Below are 19,433 nucleotides of genomic sequence, written 5' to 3'. Positions count from 1 at the left end.
TTTATTAGCTTTTGAAAAATAAGGAAATGATTTTCTCAGAAATGATATTATCTATCGGATTTGTGCCGGAATGAATTGAATAACTGTGATCTATCGCCGTTGTCCGTAGTAAATCTGTGAACTGGCGCTTGTTTGGCCGTATCTTTACCAGTAGATGACAAGGATACGGCCAATTGAGAGCATTGCCTATGGAAGCTTGATTGACTCAGGGGTAATCGGCTCCAGGGCGGTTCAACCAAGGCTTTCCAGGCGAGCCTGACAGTCTTGATATATGTGCTCCACTATCTCTTCGACAGAGGTGTCTTTGGTGCACTTGTCCATAAAAACTTTGAGCGTGACCAGGGCATGGCCGCTGGGTTTTAATCTCTCGCTGATCATAGCGAAGTAAGCCTCCTCCTTTTCAGCCTTACGCACTACTATGTTCTGAAAACAAAATACCCTGTTACCAGAGTGAGCATGCCACTTGCTGAGTCGGTCGAGGGCGATTTCTGCCGAGTGATTGATTTCGATGTGATTGCGCCATGTCGCTTCGGCGCTCTGATCCTGATAATGGGGGCAACGAACTGTGTAATTGATTATCTGGGTAATGGCTGTCATAAGGTATCCTGCCTGGTTGATTCCTGAATTTATCATAGGGGCTGAACTAACAATCGGCCACTGTGACAAGGGTTACAAACGCGGGGTGTACTCCTTATTGCTTGTTGCTCTTAATCTCATTTAGCCTGTATTCGACAGAAATAAACCGGGGACAGATCTCAAAATTTAGCTGTTGCCGAATAACCGTTGAAATGCTGAGCTGATGGGCTTGGAAGCTTGAAGAGAGTGGTAACTGAAAGAGAAGAGGCCCGCTCGGTGAGCGGGCCTCTTGTACAGCTTTCTCATTGCAGGGAAAAAGCAGACTGTGAAATTATATTACACATGTATCAAAGTGCGTTAGTGAAAATTTGGCAAATTTCCTCGTGAGTCGCCTGTTTGGGGTTGGTAAAGCCGCAGGCGTCTTTCAGAGCATTCTCTGCAAGCACAGGAATATCTTCGGCTTTTACTCCAATTTTTGTCAGGTTTTCAGGGATTTTTACTGCCGCAGCCAATTCTTTAATCGCCTTGATAGCTGCCGCAGCACCCTGTTCATCGCTCATGGCACTGACATCAACACCCATGGCTTTGGCAACATCTTTCAGTCTTGGAGCCGCGACCTGAGCATTGTATTCCTGCACATAAGGCAGCAAGAGTGCGTTACAAACGCCATGGGGCAGATCGTAGAAACCACCCAACTGGTGCGCCATGGCATGTACGTAACCCAGGCTGGCGTTGTTGAATGCCATACCGGCGAGGAACTGGGCGTATGCCATCTGTTCACGGGCCTGGATATTGTCACCATGCTCTACCGCATTGATCAGGTTGGCATGAATAAGCTCAATAGCCTTGATGGCGCAGGCATCAGTGATTGGATTGGCGGCGATGGAAACATAGGCTTCTACCGCGTGAGTCAGGGCATCCATACCGGTTGCCGCTGTCAGGCTGGCAGGTTTTTTCAGCATCAGCTCAGGGTCGTTGACCGAGATGATGGGGGTTGTGTGCTTGTCGACAATGGCCATCTTTATATGACGGCTTTCATCTGTGATGATGCAGAAGCGGGTCATTTCACTGGCGGTACCGGCGGTTGTGTTGATAGCCACCAGCGGCAATTGGGGCTTGGTGGACTGATCCAGGCCTTCGTAATCTTTGATGGAGCCACCATTGGCTGCAACCAGGGCAATACCCTTGGCGCAATCGTGTGGTGAACCGCCGCCCAGGGAGATCACGAAGTCACAGTCGTTGGCGCGCAGTAACTCAAGGCCCGCTTCCACGTTACCAACGGTTGGGTTGGGTTGAACGCCATCGAATACAGTGGCGGTAATGCCTGCCTGACCCAGCTTTTCGGCGATCTGTCCCACCAGACCTATGCTGACCAGCGGTTTGTCTGTCACTATCAATGCCCGTTTGAATCCCAGAGTCTGGATATCACCGATAGCATCGTCTACAGCGCCCTGACCCAGGACGTTTACTGAAGGGATAAAGAATTTAGCAGCCATAAGTTCACCTATATATGCTGTTGAAAATGAAATCTGTATCTCTCTCTTGGTGTCAAATTACCAACTCATCCGACCAAAAAGTGTGAGGCAGCGCCAAGAACTGCGCCGAAAAGAAGGAAAATTAAGAGAAAGTTGAAACTAAGTGACATAAAAGCTGTTTTTATGACACAGATGCAGATAACGCCTTTCTTTCCATGATGGCAGCGGCTCCCACGGCCACCATATTACCCCTTAATACTTGTAGGGCCATTAGCCGAAAGCATGGAATTCTCGCGGATGGGGCGGGGAATTGCACCTTATGCTTGCCAGTAATATCGGGATATTGGGAAGTCAGGTTTACATTTTGGGTTGAACAAAATTTAAGCGATTAATTTGTGCCATAGGTTCATGCTCTCTATCTGACCGCCTATTTGGGTATTGAGATGCAGACGGCCGCCATAGCGGTAATCTGCCGCGGCAAAGGTGCGGTTCATACCAACGGAAACGGCTCTGGCTATGGTATAGGCGGTTCGGTAGCCCTGGTGGAATATTGCTTGTTCCATATGTGCGAGCAAGGCTCTGGCGCAGCCTTGTCCGCGGGCCTGTGGCAGAGTGGCGAAGTCAGTCATCTCTGCACTGAGACTCTTGGGATCTTTTTCGGCCGAAGCCAGGGCTATTAGTTGCCCTTGCCGGCGGATCCCAAAGTAGTCGACGTCACTGGCCATGTTCTGCCGTAAAAATTCCGGATCCTCAATGGGGAAGGGGTAGCTGGGAAACACCTCGCTATAGAGCCTGGCCATCTGCGGCAGATCCTCTTCGCGGCAGCGACTGACCTCGGCCGCTGAATGGAATTCAGGCTTGATATCCGCCCTGGCGCGCTCCAGCAGGGTATCCAACTCCGGCATGGTGCGAAACTGCCTGGTTTTGTCCTGGTAATGGGCGAGAAATACGGCGTCCTGGCTTTGATAAAAATTGGGGATTCTGGCTTCTTCGCTGAAACCATATGCCAAAAACAGACCGGCCTTGTGCTCAGGTAGCTTGGCGATGATTTTGCCGTAGCCATGTTGCAGCGCCAGGGCTCTCAGTGCATCCAGTAAAGGCCCGGGTTCGGCATTACCAAGGGAGATCAGATAGATGCGATCATTGGCCGGGCCATGCTGAATGTGGGCGCCGAGTAAGTTGAGTTGCTGATCAAATTGAGCTTGGGTCATGAGTGTGAACTGTCCTGATGCGAGGTGAGCCGGGGCTTGGGAGCTAGTTGGTGAATGATGTTGACCAGCACCAATAGACCGGCGGAGACCAAAATGCCATAGATACTGGGATCCAGACCGAGTTTAGCCAAGCCATCCGGCAGCTTGAGCAGCTCTGTCAGTAGCGCCAGCGCCGTGAGGCCACCTCCCAGCATGGCGCAAAGTGCCGCCGTGGAGCTGACTCTGGGCCAAAACAGCGCCGCCAGAGTCGGGACAAACAGTCCGGAAACCATAAAGGCATAAGCATAGAGAATGGCATCCAATACCTGCCTGGCCTGACTGGCGAGATAGATGGCTACCAGCCCCAGCAATAGAGTGGCAATCATCGACAGTCTCAGGGTGTTGTTCCCTCTGGGATCCAGCCCGAGCAGATCTTGGGTCAGGTTGCCGGATGCTGCCATCAGGCAACTGTCTGCGGTGGACATGATCGCGGAAAAATATGCCGCGATAATCAGCCCGGTAAAGCCCATTGGCAAGAGATCGCGGATCATCGCCGGCACCGCCATTTCACTGTCCATATGTGGCAACATGACTCTGGCGCACATCCCCAGTAAAACGCCGGATATCGCCATCAGGGGATATTCAAGCACCCCGGCCAGATACCAGGCGCGCTTAGCGGTGGCGCTATCTTTACAGGCAAACATTCGCTGATAGAGAGTCATGGCAATTAGCCACACAGGTGTGATGGTGAGTAGCCAATTGATGGCCGTGATGGGATCTATGGCGGTCAGTGACATATGGGATGGCGGCAAGTTGCGGCTCAGCCCCTGCCAGCCACCGACCTCGACCAGGGCGTAGGGCAGGGTAAAGCCAATCAAGCCCAGCAATAAAATGAGCCACTGGACGCTGTCGGTATAGATAACCGCCTTGAGCCCCCCAAATACAGTGTAAAGTATGGTGGTTCCGCCTATGGCCCAGAGCGCCAACTGCAGCGGCGGCAAGGCATCGAAGCCCTTGGGCAGCAGGGTCGCGGCCGCCAGTTTGGCACCGGCGAGGATCTGTGCGCCGGTAAACCCCAGATACCCGATACAGGAGATCAAGGCGGCCAACATGGCGACTCTGGCCCCGAATCTGTGTTTGAGCAGATCCGGATAGGTATAAAAGCGCTCGCCCTGCTCCAGACGTTTGACCCTGGGAATAACAAACACAGCAGATAACCAGGCCCCCAGCAAACCGGTAAACAGCAGCCAACTGCCCGCCAGCCCCATACTGAAGCCGAGACCGGCAAGACCTATGGAAAATCCGCCGCCCACATCCGTGGCGGCAATGGAAAAGCCTACGTGTCTGGCTTTGATATTGCGGCCACCGAGATAGTAGTCATCGCCGTCACTGTGGCGTTTGAAATGGAAGTACCCAAACCCCAGTAAACCTACGAGGTACGCCAGGAAAATCCCATAATCCAAAGGGTGCATGGATCACTCCTGTAGCAGGAATGATACGTCGGCGCTGCGCCCCTCAAAGTTGGTGGCTATCAGACGCTCGCCTTCCGGGCCTGTTTGCCTGCTGACATATTCCGGCTGCACCGGCATTTTGCCCAGGCCGCCGACGCCATCGACGATAAAGGTGGGAATTGCCGGGCCGGATACCCAGCCGCGGATGCCATGATAGATTTGCAGCATTCGCTGATAACTGACCTGAAACTTGCTGTTGCCCGGCGCCGGATCCATGGCATAGACGTAATAGGGACGTATGCCTATGGATACCAACTCCATCACCAGTTCCTGCATAGTGTCTATGCTGTCGTTGACGCCTTTGATCAGCACGCTCTGGTTGCCGAGCATGATGCCGGTTTCCCTGAGCATGGCGATATGTTTGCTGAATAAGGGGGTGATTTCTCTGGGGTGGTTCACTTGGGTGTTGATCAGTGTGACTCGGTTACGCTTCAGTACCCGGCACAACTCGGGCGTGACCCGGGTAGGAAGCTGCGCCAATAAACGGCTGCCGATACGCAGTATTTTCAGATCCGGTCTGGCCTCTCGGATCATCGACAGAATTTCATCCAGCTTGTCATCTGTGAGCAGCAAAGGATCGCCGCCCGACAGAAGCACGTCCTGCACCTCTGTATGTTGGCGCAGATACTCCACCGAGCGACGGATCCTGTCCATGGAGATCACGTTGAGCGGATCGGACACCATGCGTTTGCGGGTGCAGTGACGGCAATAGGAGCCACAGATGTTATGCACCAGGAACAACACCCGATTGGGATACCTGTGCACTATCGAGGTGCCTTCTGGCATCATGTCATCTTCCGCCAATTGATCGCCCATTTCATGGGGGGCGACCTCCAACTCATCCTGCTCAGGAACATACTGCAACCGAATCGGGCAGTTGGGATCATCTTTGTCCATCAGCTGGGCTATATAGGGGGTGATCCTGGCGGCAATCACTTCATAAACTTGGTCATCGACCGTGCGAATATTGTTGAATACCTGGGATAGTTGTTTGTCATTCTTAAAGCTCAGTGACAAGGTTTCCCGCCAGGAGTGATTGGCAACATCAAACTGCATCAGTGCCTGATGGCTGGAAAATGGCCGCTTCTCTGTGATGACTTTCAGTGGAATAGGATTTTCTTCGCTCTTGTACTTCAGGCTGGTGGCCGACATGGGGATAGTCCTTTTCTGATAATTAACACTCAACAATTAATTTGAGCTCTAATCGTTAGTTATCTAATGATTGCACTATGAGGTTTTTGTATCAACAAAAGATGAGCAATTTGTTGATCTGAAGTTGCATTTGTCGGCGGTGATATTTTTGAAAACTCAGCTATTGAGTCGATGGGCTATGAGTTTGCAGAGCTTTTCTGATAAGCTGGCGCCTTTCGGCTATTGGTGATTTCAGTAGCCCTTTTCGAACCAGTGTGAGTGGGAAGTATTCATGGAAAAGTATGAGCAGTTATTAATCTCGCTGCGCAAAGTGATCCGCGCCATCGACCTGCATTCCAGGCAGCTCAGTAAGCATTCGGGCCTCACCGGACCGCAGCTTATGGTGATGCAGAAAATCGCTTCCATGGGATCGCCGCTCGCCAAACAGGTGGCGACCGAGATCAATCTGAGTCCTGCCACAGTCACCACTATCATCGACCGTCTTGAAGCCAAGGGCTTGGTTATACGTCAGCGCAGCCAAACCGATAAGCGCAAGGTACACCTGCTGCTGAGCGAGTCCGGTGCTGCCTTGCTGGCACAGGCGCCCAAACCGCTGCAGGAGCACTTTATCAAGCGCTATCAAGCGCTGGAGGCCTGGGAGCAGAGCCAGCTCTTGTCGGCCGTGGAGCGGATTGCCACCATGATGGATGCCGAAGAGCTGGATGCCGCCCCCATGCTGTTGGTGGGACAAATTCAGCCGAGCGATGAGCCGGAAGCTGTGACTCCAAAGCAAACCAAGAGCTGAGTTTTCCTCTTTACAAGCGGGTCGCCGTCAGCGACCCCAAGATTGATTTCTGTCTGACCCCCGTTTTCAACCCCTGGTTGCCAATCCCGGCTTTTGTCGGCGATGTCTTGCACTCAATTGGTGAAAGATTGCACAGTCTTGAGTCATTGGTGCAACTCATTTACCTTTGGTGCCTTTTGCGAGACGCTCGCTCAACATCAGGGCGAATTTTCACAAGCTACTGAATTAAAATATTAAATACTTGTCACTTGGCTGACACACCTCTGTCTTATTGCTGTTATTTTGCCCTGGCATGCTATCTGCTCACAGGGAACTTAAGGTGATTGGCGTGGAGTGCTGAGATGGGACTGGAGAAGTTGCTGTATCTGCAAGGGATAGGGGACGGCTTCAGCGACAGCTATGGGCGTTTTTGCTCTACATCGGCCGGCACACGCAAACAGATCCTCAGCGCCATGTGTGGCCCTATACCCGAAGAGGCGAGCGAGCTCTGGATTGAGCGGCGGGTCTATCAGCTCGATGCCGAACCCTGGCAACAGCTGTTGCCTTCATTTCAGTGGTGCTATCTCGACAGTCTCGGTCTGAGGTTCAGACTCGAGTCGCAGTCTTTGCCATCCAAGGCGCTGCTGCTGACGCTGACGAGTGAACTGGGTGAGGAGTTTGTTGTCAGCTTTTCGGCGGCAGATTGCCCGGTGCGCGGCGATTATCGTATCGGTGAGCGCTGCTATCTTGAGCACGAGCTTAAACTGGACGAGGTTTCCGGCAACGGTGGCATCGCCCCCGGACTTGGCTACCACAGGGTGTCTTTGTCCATCATCGAGCGTGAGGGCGATGAGAGGCTGCTTGCTGCGGGCACCTTGATGGTGGCGCCAAGGCAGGCCTTCCAAGGCGTACTGCAAAAAAATACGGCGCGGCAAAACGAGCCTCATCGCAGGCCCTGGGGCGTCAGCGTGCAGCTGTTTTCGCTCTGGCAGGAGGATACTCCCGGCCCTGAGGCAATGGGCGATTTTGGAGCCCTGTTGAAGCTGATAACCCAACTGGCCCCCAAGGGGCTGGACTTTATCTTGCTCAACCCCCTGCATGCGCTGGCGCTCACTGAGGATGCCTCCCCAAGTCCCTACAGCCCAATAGACAGACGCCGCCTGCACCCCTTGTATATCTCGCCGCCGCTCTGCGCCGAAGGGACTGCACCAATCTGTGATGCTGAATCTTTTGCCGAGCAAACGGCCTTCAGCCCCTGGCTGGACTATGCCGCTGTCAGCCGTGATAAGTGTGCCCGCCTCAAAGCAATGTGGCTGCGTTTCAACGCTTTGCCCAAAGATGCTCCCAGGCGCCAGGGCTACGAAGGCTTTGTGCGCCTGGAAGGACTGGCGCTGCAGCACTATGCCCGGGAGCAGGCAAGTTTCGCCACCGGAGACTGGCCCGCAGATGCCGGCTTTTATCTCTATCTGCAGTTTGTTGCCGAAGAGCAGTTGGCTTTGTGTCAATCCCGCGCCATAGAAGCCGGCATGAGTATCGGCCTTATCCGGGATCTGGCTGTCGGCACAGTTGGCAGCGGCACTGAGGTGAGTCAGCATCAGAGTCAGTTTTGCCAAGGTGCCAGCATAGGGGCGCCGCCGGATGCCTTTGCGCCCCAGGGGCAGAACTGGGGGCTGACGCCTCTGGATCCCGTCGGTCTCAAGCAAGCGGATTTTAGCCATTTTATTGAGTTGCTGCGCACCAACATGCGCCACAGCGGTGCCATTCGGATAGATCACGTGATGTCGCTGTTTCGTCTCTGGTGGTGGCCGGCCGAGGCCGAAAACCAGATTGAAACTGCAGTCGAAACTGAGTCTGGCGAGCCTGAAGGCGCCTATGTCTATTACCCCTTCGATACCCTGCTGGCGATTCTATTGCTGGAGAGCCAGCGTGCCCGTTGCCTGGTGATTGGCGAAGACCTTGGGCTGGTGCCACCCCAAATCGTAGCGCCACTTAAGCTTGGCGGGCTGTACTCCAATGAGCTGTTCTATTTTTGCCGTGAGCAGCAGGATTTCCCTGAGTTTGGTGGATTTCGGCCGCCAAATGACTACAAGCCAAACGCCATCATGATGCTGAGCAACCATGATGTAGCGCCGCTCAAAGCCTGGCTGGAAGAAGAAGATCTCAGGCTCAGGCGGGAACTTGGCCTGCTGGGCGCTGAACAATACGCAAGGGAAAGCGATGACCGCCGCAGGGATATTCAGGCTCTTGAAGTTTGGCTATCGCGCTTTTATCCCTTTGATAACAAGATAAAAGCTGCACTTGCGCCGGAATCTGTCACCTATACCCACAACTTGATCCATAACTTCGCCGTCACAGTCGCCTCGGGGCGCAGTGCGCTTTTCAGCCTGCCGCTGACAGATCTGCTCGGCGATAAGGTGGCGGTCAATATCCCGGGCACCAGCGCTGAGTATCCCAACTGGCGCCGACGTTATTCATTGGCCGTGGAAAGGCTCAATGATTCCGAGCTGCTGCAAAACCTGCTCAGGGATATCCGCCGGGTGCGCGAGCAAAGTTGCAGCGCTGAGCCGGAGCGGCTGCGAGCTCAATCAACAGGAGATGCAGATGAAACAGCAAATCGTCGCCAATGAACCCGCGCCGCACTTTAGTGAGCCAATGCAGGAAAGCCTGGTCCCTGAACTGGACTTTGCCGCTGCCTGCGCTTTGGCCGAAGGGCGCCATGGCGATCCCTTCGCCTGGCTCGGAATGCATCTGGTCGAGCAAAATGGCCGCAGCCGCTTGCTACTGCGCGCCGTGCTGCCCGGCGCCGCCGCCGTCGAGGTGCTGGACGCGAAAACCGGCCGTAAGGTGGCTGAGCTTACCCCTGTCGTTGGCGCCGAGCCCCTGTTCAGTGGCTTTATGGGGCGCAGGGTCAAACCCTTCGAATATAGGCTCCGCATCAGCTATCCCCAGGCGGAGCTGGTGCTGGACGACCCTTACCGCTTTGATGCTTCGCTCGATGAACAGGCATGCTTTCTCTTCAATGAAGGCAGTCTGCTGAAAGGCTGGCAGTTGCTTGGTGCCAATTGGCTCGAGTGCCAGGGCGTAAAAGGTGTACGTTTTTGTGTTTGGGCTCCCAATGCCAAAAGCGTGTCTTTGCTGGGGGATTTTAATCATTGGGACAGGCGCCGCCACAGCATGCGCCGCCACCCGGCCTCAGGCCTTTGGGAGCTGTTTTTGCCGCAAGTCCAGGGCGGTGAGCACTATAAATTTTTGCTGCAAACCCAGGATGGCAGCTGGCTGGAAAAGGCCGATCCCTGCGCCAGACAGATGCAAGGTGCGCCCCACAACGCCTCGATAGTGCCGATGGCGGACAGTGATTGGCAATGGCAGGACAGTGATTGGATGGCCGCCAGGGCGCAAAGCGCCTGGCACCGACAGGCGGTCAGTATCTATGAGCTGCATCTGGGGTCCTGGCGGCGTAACGGCGAAGGCGGTTTTCTCAGCTACGCAGAGGTGGCCGAACTCTTGGTGCCTTACCTGCAATCTCACGGCTTTACCCATGTGGAATTTATGCCGCTGAGTGAATACCCCTTCGACGGTTCCTGGGGCTATCAACCCGTGGGGCTGTATGCTCCCAGTCACAGGTTTGGTGATCCCGAGGGGCTTAAACTGCTGGTGGATGCCTGCCACAGGGCGGGTATTGGTGTGCTGCTCGACTGGGTGGCGGCGCACTTTCCTTCCGACCCCCACGGCCTGGCGCATTTTGATGGCACTTGCTTGTACGAACATGAAGATCCCCGCCGTGGCCGTCATCCCGACTGGGACACCTTGATCTACAACTATGGCCGCAAAGAGGTGCAGAGTTTTCTGCTCAGCAATGCCTGTTATTGGCTGGAGGAGTTTCACTTCGATGGCCTGCGTCTCGATGCAGTGTCTTCCATGCTCTATCTGGATTACAGCCGCGAAGAGGGCCAGTGGCAGGCCAACGAATATGGCGGCCGTGAGAATTTGGAAGCGATAGCCTTTTTGCAGCAGCTCAATACGCGTCTCTACCATGAGTACCCGGGGATCATCATGATAGCCGAAGAGTCCACCGCCTGGGATGGCGTCAGCCGGGATGTCGCTGCCGGCGGCCTGGGGTTCGGCTTCAAATGGAATATGGGCTGGATGCACGACACCTTGGATTATCTCACCAAGGAGCCGGTACATCGCAGCTATCACCACGGGCAACTGACTTTTTCCCTCATCTATGCCTATACCGAGCAGTTTATTTTGTCGCTGAGTCACGACGAAGTGGTGCATGGCAAGCGCGCCTTGTTGGAGAAGATCCCCGGCGATGACTGGCAGAAGTTTGCCACGCTGCGGGCATTTTACGGTTTTATGTGGGCTCACCCGGGGAAAAAGCTGCTGTTTATGGGCGGCGAGTTTGGCCAGCGGCGCGAATGGCAACATGACTTCAGCCTCGACTGGCATCTGCTGCAGTATCCATCTCACCAAGGGCTCAGCGATTGGGTGCGGGATCTTAACCTCTGTTACCGCCGGCAGTCGTCATTGTGGCAGTGTGACGGCGAGCCGCAAGGGTTTCGCTGGCTCGACTGCAACGACAGTCAGCACAGCCTGCTGGCGTTTACGCGTATCGATTCTGACGGCAACATGGTGCTGGTTATCTGTAACTTTACCTCTTGTGTCAGGGAAGGCTATCGACTGGGATTGCCAGAGCCCGGACGTTACCGCGAGCTGCTCAACAGCGACAGCGCATTCTACGGCGGCAGTAATCAAGGCAACGCCGGAGGCATGGAAGCCGAGGAGATCCCCTGGCAGGGCATGCCATATAGCGCGCTGATCCGGGTGCCACCACTGGCGAGCGTCTATTTCGCCTTGGAGCGTGGCTGATGCAGATGCTTGCAGGCAAACCCTGGCCTCTGGGCTCGACTCTGGTGCATGCAGCCAATGGCGAGCCGGAAGGGGTGAATTTTGCGCTGTTTTCGGCTCATGCAACCCGGGTAGAGCTGTGCCTGTTTGAATTCAAAAATGGCCAATGGCAGGAGTCGGGCCGTTTCGAGCTTATGCCGTCCTCGCAACAGGTGTTCCATGGTTTGCTGCTGGGGGCCGGTGAAGGACTCTGCTATGGCTATCGGGTGCATGGCCCTTATCAGCCTCAGGACGGGCACAGATTCAATTCGGCCAAGCTGCTGCTGGACCCTTACGCCAGAGCCTTTTGTGGTCGCTGGCAGTATGGGCCCTGGCAACTTGGCTATGCCAGAGTCGATGAGCAGGGCCGGCCATTGGCCGCTGTTTGCCATCCGGGGGGGGCTGAATCCCCAGTACCAGGGTCCCCGGAGCGGGAGTCCGGCAGTGCCGGAATAGGTGATGACTTATGGGCCGATCCCTGTGACAACGCCTGGGCCATGCCCAAATGCCAAGTGGTAGCCGATACCCGCTTTACCGGCAAGCGCTTACCGGGCGGCCAATGGCGTAATGAAGTGATCTACGAGATGCACCTCAAGGGCTTCACCGCCGCCATGGCCGGGATCCCCCCTGAGCTTCGCGGCACCTTTGCCGGTTTGGCGCACCCGGTGGCGATAGCTTATCTCAAGTCGCTCGGGATCACCTGTGTCGAACTGCTGCCGGTGCACGCCTTTCTGTCCGAGCCTTTTCTGCTGGATAGCGGTCGCAGTAACTACTGGGGTTATAACAGCATAGGTTTCTTCGCTCCCCATGGGGCATATTCGGCCTCTGACGATGCCATTGGCGAATTCAAGCAGATGGTCTCTGCCCTGCATGATGCCGGTATCAAACTCGTGCTGGATGTGGTCTTCAATCACAGCGCCGAGGGTAATCGTCAGGGGCCGACCGTCAGTTTTCGCGGCTTGGACAATCTCAGCTACTACCGTTTGCATCCGGCAGATAAGCGTTTTTATATCAATGACTCTGGCTGTGGCAACTGCCTGGATATCAGTCATCCAAGAGTCGTACAGCTGCTGATGGACTCGCTGCGTTACTGGGTCGATATCATGGGGGTGGATGGCTTTCGTTTCGATCTGGCCACCAGCCTTGGCCGTGAGACGCAGGGGTTCAGCAATCGCGCCGGATTGTTCGATGCCTTGCTGCAGGACCCTGAACTGCAGCAATGTGTGCTGATAGCCGAGCCCTGGGACATAGGCCCGGGCGGTTATCAGTTGGGGCAGTTCCCCAATCGCTTTGCCGAATGGAACGACAGATATCGCGATACCCTGCGGCGTTTCTGGCGCGGTGATGCCGGGCTCTTGCCCGAGCTTGCCAGGCGCCTTTCCGGCTCCGGCGATCTGTTTGAACACTCGGGGCGCGGCCCACAAAGTTCAATCAACTTTATCTGCAGCCATGATGGTTTCACCCTGAGGGACCTGGTGAGTTATCGCGAGCGGCACAATCAGGCCAACGGCGAAAATAACCGCGACGGTCACCATGAAAACTTCAGTGCCAACCATGGCGTGGAAGGCGAGAGCAAAGATGCCGCCATAAAGGCCTTGAGGGCGCGCCAGAGCCGCAATCTGCTGGCGAGTTTACTGCTCTCCCAGGGCACGCCTATGTTGCTGGCCGGCGATGAGTTCGGCAACTCCCAGAGCGGCAACAACAACGCCTATTGTCAGGACAACCCATTGGGCTGGCTCGATTGGCACAGGGACGATACTGCGCTTGGCGCCTTTGTTCGCCGGCTTATCCATATCCGCCGGGATTGCGGTTTTTATGACAGCGATGACTATGTTCACACCGATGTCCTCCAGGCTCCCAGAGCCCTGGCTTGGTTTGCCGCCTCCGGCGAGGCCATGACCCCCGGCCATTGGGGCGAAGTCCAGTGCCGCAGCTTGCAGTTGATGCAGAGCCGTCAGCTCAATAGGAGCCTTCAGCGGGCAGAGAGCCTTCAGCTGAACAAGAGCCATCAGCTGAGCGAGAGCCATCAGCTCAATAAGAGCCGTCAGTTAGATATGAGCCCTCAAGGAGAAAACAAACTTCAGACCGAAGCCCTGCTGATCCTGCTGCATGCCGGTGACAGCAACAGCCATTTTTGTCTGCCAGCTCCGCCGCCCGGAGCCGGTGAGCAGTGGCAGCTGCTGCTTTCCAGCGAAGCCGGACGGGATGAACTGCAATCCTGCTATCCCACAGCTTCATCTTTCGCCGTTGCCGCCTTCAGCTTTCAGCTGCTGGCTTCAGGTGGCCGTTATCTGTCGTCCTCAGCCAAAGGAGCCAGCCATGACTGATACTTCAAGGAATAGAGTCAAGAGCCGCAGTAAGAGCCAATCGACAACAGCATCAAAAGCCGCATCGCCAATAGCGCCCGCTACTCAACAAGCCCCAGGCCATCTGGCGCACCAAGACTGCGAGCCCTGTGATTCACTGCCGGCGGCCTTTGCCAGACAGCTGAGATACGATCTTAACCGCAATGAGCGCAGGCCACAGGAGCTCTATCAGGCGTTGGCCCTGAGCGTCAAAGAGCAGCTGTTGGACGATTGGTGCGCCAGTCGCAGCCAGGACGCTTTGTACCAGCGCAAACAGGTGGCTTATCTGTCGCTGGAGTTTTTGATGGGCCGAAGCCTGGGCAACGCCTTGCTCAATCTGGACCTGACCGACGAATGCCGGGAGATGCTGCAAGGCTATGCGGTAGCGCTTGAAACCCTGCAACAGCAAGAGCATGACGCCGGTCTGGGAAATGGCGGTCTCGGGCGGCTGGCGGCTTGCTTTATGGACAGCTGCGCCAGTCTCGGACTGGCGGTCACTGGCTATGGCATTCGTTATGAGTACGGCATGTTTGCCCAGCAGATAGTCGATGGTTACCAGCAGGAGCAGCCGGACCGCTGGCTCAGGGATGGCAATCCCTGGGAAGTGCGGGCCTCACAGCACAATGTGACCGTGCCTTTCTTCGGTCATGTGCAGAGCCATGTCGACCGCGATGGCCGCCGGCACAGGGCCTGGATGGATACCCAGGATGTACTGGCGGTTGCCTATGATATGCCGGTGCCGGGTTATCGCAACGGCCGGGTCAACACCCTGAGGCTTTGGAAGGCCGAGGCCACGGATGAGTTTGACCTTGCCGAGTTCAACCAGGGTGATTACACCGAAGCCGTGGCGGCGAAGAATCTGGCCGAGCAGATAACCATGGTGTTGTACCCCAATGACAGCAGTGAAAACGGCAAAGAGTTGCGGCTGCGGCAGCAGTATTTCCTGTCCTCTGCCAGTTTGCAGGATCTGTTGACGACCTGGGTTGCCAACAAAGGCCGGGACTTCAGTGAGTTTGCCAAGTTTCATGTGCTGCAGCTCAATGATACCCATCCGGCGATTGCGGTTCCCGAGTTGATGCGCCTGCTTATCGATGAATATCAGCTGGAGTGGCAAGCCGCCTGGGACATAGTCAGCCACTGCATGGCCTACACCAACCATACCTTGTTGCCGGAGGCGCTGGAGCGCTGGCCGGTGCGCATGTTCGCCCAGATGCTGCCACGTATTCTGGAGATCATCTATGAAATCAACGCCAGATACCTGGAGTTGGTGGCGCATCACTGGCCCGGCGATGTGTCACGTCTGCGGCAGATGTCTATCATAGAAGAGGGGGATGAGCCCCATATCCGTATGGCTTATCTGGCAATAGTGGCCAGCTTTTCGGTCAATGGCGTGGCGGCGCTGCACTCAAGGCTGTTGACCACAGGGCTGTTTCGGGACTTTTACGAGCTCTGGCCGCATAAGTTCAACAACCGTACCAATGGCGTGACTCCCAGGCGCTGGCTGGCTCACTGTAACCCCCGTTTGGCTGCGCTCATCAGCAGCCGCCTGGGGCAGGATTGGCTGAGCGACCTAAGATGCCTGACTGCCCTCAACGCCTTTACCTCGGACAAGCCATTTATTGCCGCCTGGCGCGAGGTGAAGCAGGCCAATAAACAGGCATTGGCCGAGCTGGTGGCGCAGCGCTGCCAGGTGAACTTCGACCCCTCCATGATGTTTGATGTGCAGGTTAAGAGGATCCACGAATATAAGCGGCAACTGCTGAATATCATGCATGTGATCCATCTCTATCAGCGGATTGTCAGTGGCGATACCCAGGGGATGCAGCCACGCTGCGTCTTGATTGGCGGCAAGGCGGCGCCCGGTTATGCCATGGCGAAACTGGTGATCAAACTGGCCAACAACGTGGCTCATATGGTCAATGAGGATCCCAGAGTCAGTCCCTGGTTAAGGTTTGCCTTTTTGCCCGACTATAACGTCAGCGCCATGGAGGTGATCTGCCCGGGTACGGATTTGTCAGAGCAGATATCCACCGCCGGCAAGGAAGCCTCGGGCACAGGCAATATGAAGTTCATGATGAATGGCGCCCTGACCATAGGCACTCTGGATGGTGCCAATATCGAGATGCTCGAAGAGGTAGGTGAAGACAACTTCTTTCTGTTTGGCCTCAATGCCCTGGCGGTGGAGGAACTCAAGGCGCACTACTGCCCGGCGCAATATATAGCGTCTTCGGCGGCGCTCGGCGGCGTAATGGCGCTGCTCAAAAGTGGTCACTTTAATCTGCAGGAGCCCGGGATCTTCGACCCCATCATAGCCGCCATTGAGTCGCCAAAGGATCCCTGGATGCTGGCGGCCGACTTTGAAACCTACCGTCTGGCTCAGCTGCAAGCCGCCAAGGCTTATCAGGATCCTCAGCGCTGGACCGCCATGAGTATTCGCAACACCGCGGTCAGTGGCCGCTTCTCCAGCGATGTCACCATAGCCGGTTATCGCGACCATATCTGGGGCGCGCAGTGAGCGCCTTTTTCTGTTAATTGGGAGCACGCTTTTATGCCGAATCCGAGTCCGCGTTATATCAGTAACCTTACCCGTGAAACCTATGCCCTGATCCTGGCCGGAGGCCGGGGTTCCCGCCTCCATGAGCTGACCGATTGGCGGGCCAAGCCGGCGCTCTATTTTGGCGGCAAGTTCAGGATCATCGACTTTCCGCTGTCCAACTGCATCAACTCGGGGATCCGCCGGGTAGGGGTGGTGACCCAGTACAAGTCCCATTCGCTTATCCGCCACGTGACCCGCGGCTGGGGGCATTTCAAAAAGGAGTTGGGGGAGTCGGTGGAGATATTGCCGGCGTCCCAACGTTATTCGGACAACTGGTATCAGGGCACGGCCGATGCTGTGTTTCAGAACATAGACATCATACGTCACGAGCTGCCGCGCTATGTGATGGTGCTTTCGGGCGATCATATCTACCGCATGGATTACGCCGGTCTGCTGGCCGCTCATGCCGAGTCCGGCGCCGATATGACGGTTTCCTGTATGGAGGTGCCGGTGGCCGAAGCGGCCAACGCCTTTGGGGTGATGGAGGTGGACAGCAGCAACCGTATTCTGGGGTTTGAAGAGAAACCTGTCGAACCCAAGCCCTTGCCGGATAACCCCGAATCCTGCCTGGCATCCATGGGCAACTATGTGTTCAACACAGAGTTTCTGTTTGAACAGCTGAAAAAAGATGCCCAGAACGCCGATTCCAACCGGGATTTCGGTAAGGACATTATCCCGGCCATCATAGAAAAGCACCGGGTCTATGCCTATCCGTTTCGCAGCGCCTTTCCCAACGAGCAGGCCTACTGGCGCGATGTGGGAACTCTGGATTCTTTCTGGCAAGCCAATATGGAACTGCTGTCGCCGACGCCGGCACTCAATCTCTATGATGCCAAATGGCCCATCTGGACCTATCAGGAACAACTGCCGCCGGCCAAGTTTGTATTTGACGATGATGACAGGCGCGGTATGGCGCTGGACTCTGTGGTTTCCAGCGGCTGCATTATCTCAGGTGCCACTGTGCGCCACTGCGTCCTCTTCAATGAGGTCAGGGTTTGTTCTTACTCAGAGGTGGAAGACTCAGTGATCCTGCCCGATGTGGTGGTGTTGCGTCATTGCCGGATTCGCAAGGCTATCATAGATCGGGGCTGCATTATCCCCGAGGGGATGGAGATAGGCTTTAACCATGACCACGACAGGGCCAAGGGCTTTCGGGTCTCGGAAAACGGCGTAGTGCTGGTAACCCGTGACATGTTGGGACTGCCTGTGGGGTACGAATAATGGCGGCGAAAGCAAAACTGCAGGTGTTGATGTTGGCAGCGGAAAACGCTGCCCTGGCCGGTGCCAAAGTCGGCGGTATGGCAGATGTGTTGGCCGAGTTGCCTCCGGCGCTGCAAAGCCAAGGCGTGGCGGCGCATATCATAATGCCGGACTATGGCTTTTTGGCCAAGGAGCAGGGGGCCGATTTTCTGTGCGAGTTTGAATTTGCTTTCGGCGCAGGCACCACCCGGGCGCGGCTGTATCGTATCGCCAATCCGGCGGTTCAGCCAGGCTCCCAGGGGTTGTGGATCTATCTTCTGGCCCATGAAGGCTTTTGCGGCGTTAAGCGTGAAGTCTACAGCCTAGATGGCCCTGAGCGCCCCTTTGCCACAGATGCAGGCAAGTTTGCCCTCTTCGGCGCTGCAGTGGCGGCGGCGCTGAAACAGGGATTATTGCCGCTGCCGGACAGGTTTCACCTGCACGACTGGCACTGCGGCGGTTTTGCCATGTTAAGAGCACTGGATCCTGCCTATCGTGGCCTATCAAAAGTGCCCTGTGTCCTCAGTATTCACAACCTGGCGATGCAGGGTGTGCGGCCGCTTGCCGGCGAGGCATCTTCCCTGGCGGCCTGGTATCCCTGGCTGTTGGCCGAAGGGGTAAACTCCAAACTGCAACTGGCGCTGGATACCCGCTACCCCGGGTGCATCAATCCGCTGCGGGCGGCGATTCAATTCAGTGATGTTATCCATCTGGTCTCGGCGACTTACGCCAAGGAAGTTCTGCGTCCGTCACAGCCTGAACTGGGCTTCTTTGGCGGCGAGGGATTGGAGGCTGACCTGCAGGCCAAAGCCAAGCTTGGCCAGGTGTTCGGTATTCTCAACGGCTGTGACTATCAAAAAGGATTACCGCTCGCTGCCGGCAAGCGGCGGCAACTCAAGTTGCAACTGCCCAAGATAGCCACTGAGGCATTGTTGAGTAAACTCGGGCGCAGCGATGCAGTGACGCCGGCAGATATGATTGCTCAAATCCGCTTGGGCCAGATATCGGACTCACCGGGAATGCTGCTGACCTCGGTTGGCAGGCTCACTGAACAGAAGTTACTCTTGCTGTGTCATCCCTGGCAGGGCAAGACAGTGCTGGAAGAGCTGCTGCTAAGGCTGGCGCAGTTTAGCGACAGCGCCTGTTTTTGGCTGCTCGGCAGCGGCGATGAGCAGATAGCGGCACTCTTTGGCCGCATCGCCGCGAGCAACAGCAATTTTCGCTTTATCAATGGTTATCATCAGGAGCTGGCCGATGCCCTCTATCAATGCGGCGATCTGTTTGTGATGCCAAGCTCCTTCGAGCCTTGCGGTATTAGCCAGATGCTGGCTTTGAGAGCAGGCCAACCCTGCTTGGTGCATGCCACAGGCGGACTGGCCGATACCATCAGCGACGGTGACAATGGCTTGGTATTCTCGGGGACGGGGCTGGATGAACAGGCCAAGGCGCTGCTCGACGCCCTGTCCCGGGCCTTTGAGCTCTATTCCACTGCCAACTGGAACGCCCTTAGAAAAAGGGCTTCCGCCAGCCGCTTTTCATGGCAAGACAGCGCAAGGCTTTATCTGATGCAACTCTACCAGGTGGAAAATTCCAGCAAGGATGAGCGGCGCCCAGTGGAAAGCGCCATAAATTAGTCAGGTTTCTGAAGGTGCTCTGCTACACTAGACCTGTAGATTTCTTCTTTGTTATTCACAGG

General features: G+C 55.7%; 12 protein-coding genes. 7 read left to right on the top strand and 5 right to left on the bottom strand.

All coding sequences use genetic code 11. From position 1 onward, the window contains the following. Window positions 1-231: 231 nt before the first annotated feature. The 5 genes from HCX89_RS03575 to HCX89_RS03555 form a co-directional block, all read right to left on the bottom strand. Window positions 232-597 (bottom strand): hypothetical protein, encoded by a 366-nt coding sequence (locus HCX89_RS03575; RefSeq protein WP_025011417.1) that lies wholly within the window; start codon window positions 595-597, stop codon window positions 232-234. A 326-nt stretch (window positions 598-923) separates the two neighbouring features. Beyond that, on the bottom strand, window positions 924-2,072 hold the full coding sequence (gene yiaY / locus HCX89_RS03570; RefSeq protein ID WP_025011418.1) for an L-threonine dehydrogenase: 1,149 nt from the start codon (window positions 2,070-2,072) through the stop codon (window positions 924-926). 359 nt (window positions 2,073-2,431) lie between these two features. Next, window positions 2,432-3,262, bottom strand: coding sequence for a putative beta-lysine N-acetyltransferase (gene ablB / locus HCX89_RS03565; protein WP_144217296.1), 831 nt, complete (start codon window positions 3,260-3,262; stop codon window positions 2,432-2,434). Beyond that, complete coding sequence (locus tag HCX89_RS03560; RefSeq protein ID WP_144217299.1) at window positions 3,259-4,713, bottom strand: sodium:solute symporter; 1,455 nt, start codon at window positions 4,711-4,713, stop codon at window positions 3,259-3,261. Before HCX89_RS03560 ends, ablB begins: the two co-directional genes overlap by 4 nt. Window positions 4,714-4,716: 3 nt before the next feature. After that, window positions 4,717-5,904, bottom strand: coding sequence for a KamA family radical SAM protein (locus tag HCX89_RS03555; RefSeq protein ID WP_025011421.1), 1,188 nt, complete (start codon window positions 5,902-5,904; stop codon window positions 4,717-4,719). 271 nt (window positions 5,905-6,175) lie between these two features. Here HCX89_RS03555 and HCX89_RS03550 point away from each other — a divergent pair, with 271 nt between their 5' ends. The 7 genes from HCX89_RS03550 to HCX89_RS03520 all read left to right on the top strand — a co-directional run bounded on the left by HCX89_RS03550 (window position 6,176) and on the right by HCX89_RS03520 (window position 19,371). Next, window positions 6,176-6,688 carry a MarR family winged helix-turn-helix transcriptional regulator gene (locus HCX89_RS03550; protein ID WP_025011422.1) on the top strand — a complete coding sequence of 171 codons (513 nt, stop codon included), beginning with the start codon at window positions 6,176-6,178 and terminating at the stop codon, window positions 6,686-6,688. A gap of 341 nt (window positions 6,689-7,029) precedes the next feature. Beyond that, window positions 7,030-9,294 carry a 4-alpha-glucanotransferase gene (malQ, locus tag HCX89_RS03545; RefSeq protein ID WP_144380103.1) on the top strand — a complete coding sequence of 755 codons (2,265 nt, stop codon included), beginning with the start codon at window positions 7,030-7,032 and terminating at the stop codon, window positions 9,292-9,294. A 25-nt stretch (window positions 9,295-9,319) separates the two neighbouring features. Continuing rightward, on the top strand, window positions 9,320-11,539 hold the full coding sequence (gene glgB, locus HCX89_RS03540; protein WP_167715166.1) for a 1,4-alpha-glucan branching protein GlgB: 2,220 nt from the start codon (window positions 9,320-9,322) through the stop codon (window positions 11,537-11,539). Beyond that, entirely contained in the window at window positions 11,539-13,884 is a 2,346-nt protein-coding gene (glgX, locus tag HCX89_RS03535) for a glycogen debranching protein GlgX (protein ID WP_167715080.1), read from the top strand. Before glgB ends, glgX begins: the two co-directional genes overlap by 1 nt. Continuing rightward, complete coding sequence (locus tag HCX89_RS03530) at window positions 13,877-16,417, top strand: glycogen/starch/alpha-glucan phosphorylase (protein ID WP_167715078.1); 2,541 nt, start codon at window positions 13,877-13,879, stop codon at window positions 16,415-16,417. The genes glgX and HCX89_RS03530 overlap by 8 nt, the downstream gene beginning before the upstream one ends. A gap of 33 nt (window positions 16,418-16,450) precedes the next feature. Beyond that, the gene (gene glgC / locus HCX89_RS03525) at window positions 16,451-17,719 is read left to right on the top strand and encodes a glucose-1-phosphate adenylyltransferase (protein WP_025011424.1); all 1,269 of its coding nucleotides are present in this window, start codon (window positions 16,451-16,453) and stop codon (window positions 17,717-17,719) included. Then, window positions 17,719-19,371, top strand: a complete 1,653-nt coding sequence (locus HCX89_RS03520; RefSeq protein ID WP_243892112.1) for a glycogen synthase — start codon at window positions 17,719-17,721, stop codon at window positions 19,369-19,371. The genes glgC and HCX89_RS03520 overlap by 1 nt, the downstream gene beginning before the upstream one ends. Window positions 19,372-19,433: the final 62 nt, after the last annotated feature.

Source organism: Shewanella sp. Iso12 (assembly GCF_012030025.1).
Taxonomy (GTDB): Bacteria; Pseudomonadota; Gammaproteobacteria; order Enterobacterales; family Shewanellaceae; genus Shewanella; species Shewanella algae.
Note: the sequence above shows the minus strand (reverse complement) of the source record. Positions and strands in the feature narration are given on the sequence as shown.

Coding starts and splice junctions, on each gene's coding strand:
- HCX89_RS03575 (WP_025011417.1), bottom strand. CDS start 597: ATGACAGCCATTACCCAGATAATCAATTACACAGTTCGTTGCCCCCAT.
- malQ (WP_144380103.1), top strand. CDS start 7,030: ATGGGACTGGAGAAGTTGCTGTATCTGCAAGGGATAGGGGACGGCTTC.
- glgX (WP_167715080.1), top strand. CDS start 11,539: ATGCAGATGCTTGCAGGCAAACCCTGGCCTCTGGGCTCGACTCTGGTG.
- HCX89_RS03560 (WP_144217299.1), bottom strand. CDS start 4,713: ATGCACCCTTTGGATTATGGGATTTTCCTGGCGTACCTCGTAGGTTTA.
- HCX89_RS03530 (WP_167715078.1), top strand. CDS start 13,877: ATGACTGATACTTCAAGGAATAGAGTCAAGAGCCGCAGTAAGAGCCAA.
- yiaY (WP_025011418.1), bottom strand. CDS start 2,072: ATGGCTGCTAAATTCTTTATCCCTTCAGTAAACGTCCTGGGTCAGGGC.
- glgC (WP_025011424.1), top strand. CDS start 16,451: ATGCCGAATCCGAGTCCGCGTTATATCAGTAACCTTACCCGTGAAACC.
- HCX89_RS03555 (WP_025011421.1), bottom strand. CDS start 5,904: ATGTCGGCCACCAGCCTGAAGTACAAGAGCGAAGAAAATCCTATTCCA.
- ablB (WP_144217296.1), bottom strand. CDS start 3,262: ATGACCCAAGCTCAATTTGATCAGCAACTCAACTTACTCGGCGCCCAC.
- HCX89_RS03520 (WP_243892112.1), top strand. CDS start 17,719: ATGGCGGCGAAAGCAAAACTGCAGGTGTTGATGTTGGCAGCGGAAAAC.
- glgB (WP_167715166.1), top strand. CDS start 9,320: ATGCAGGAAAGCCTGGTCCCTGAACTGGACTTTGCCGCTGCCTGCGCT.
- HCX89_RS03550 (WP_025011422.1), top strand. CDS start 6,176: ATGGAAAAGTATGAGCAGTTATTAATCTCGCTGCGCAAAGTGATCCGC.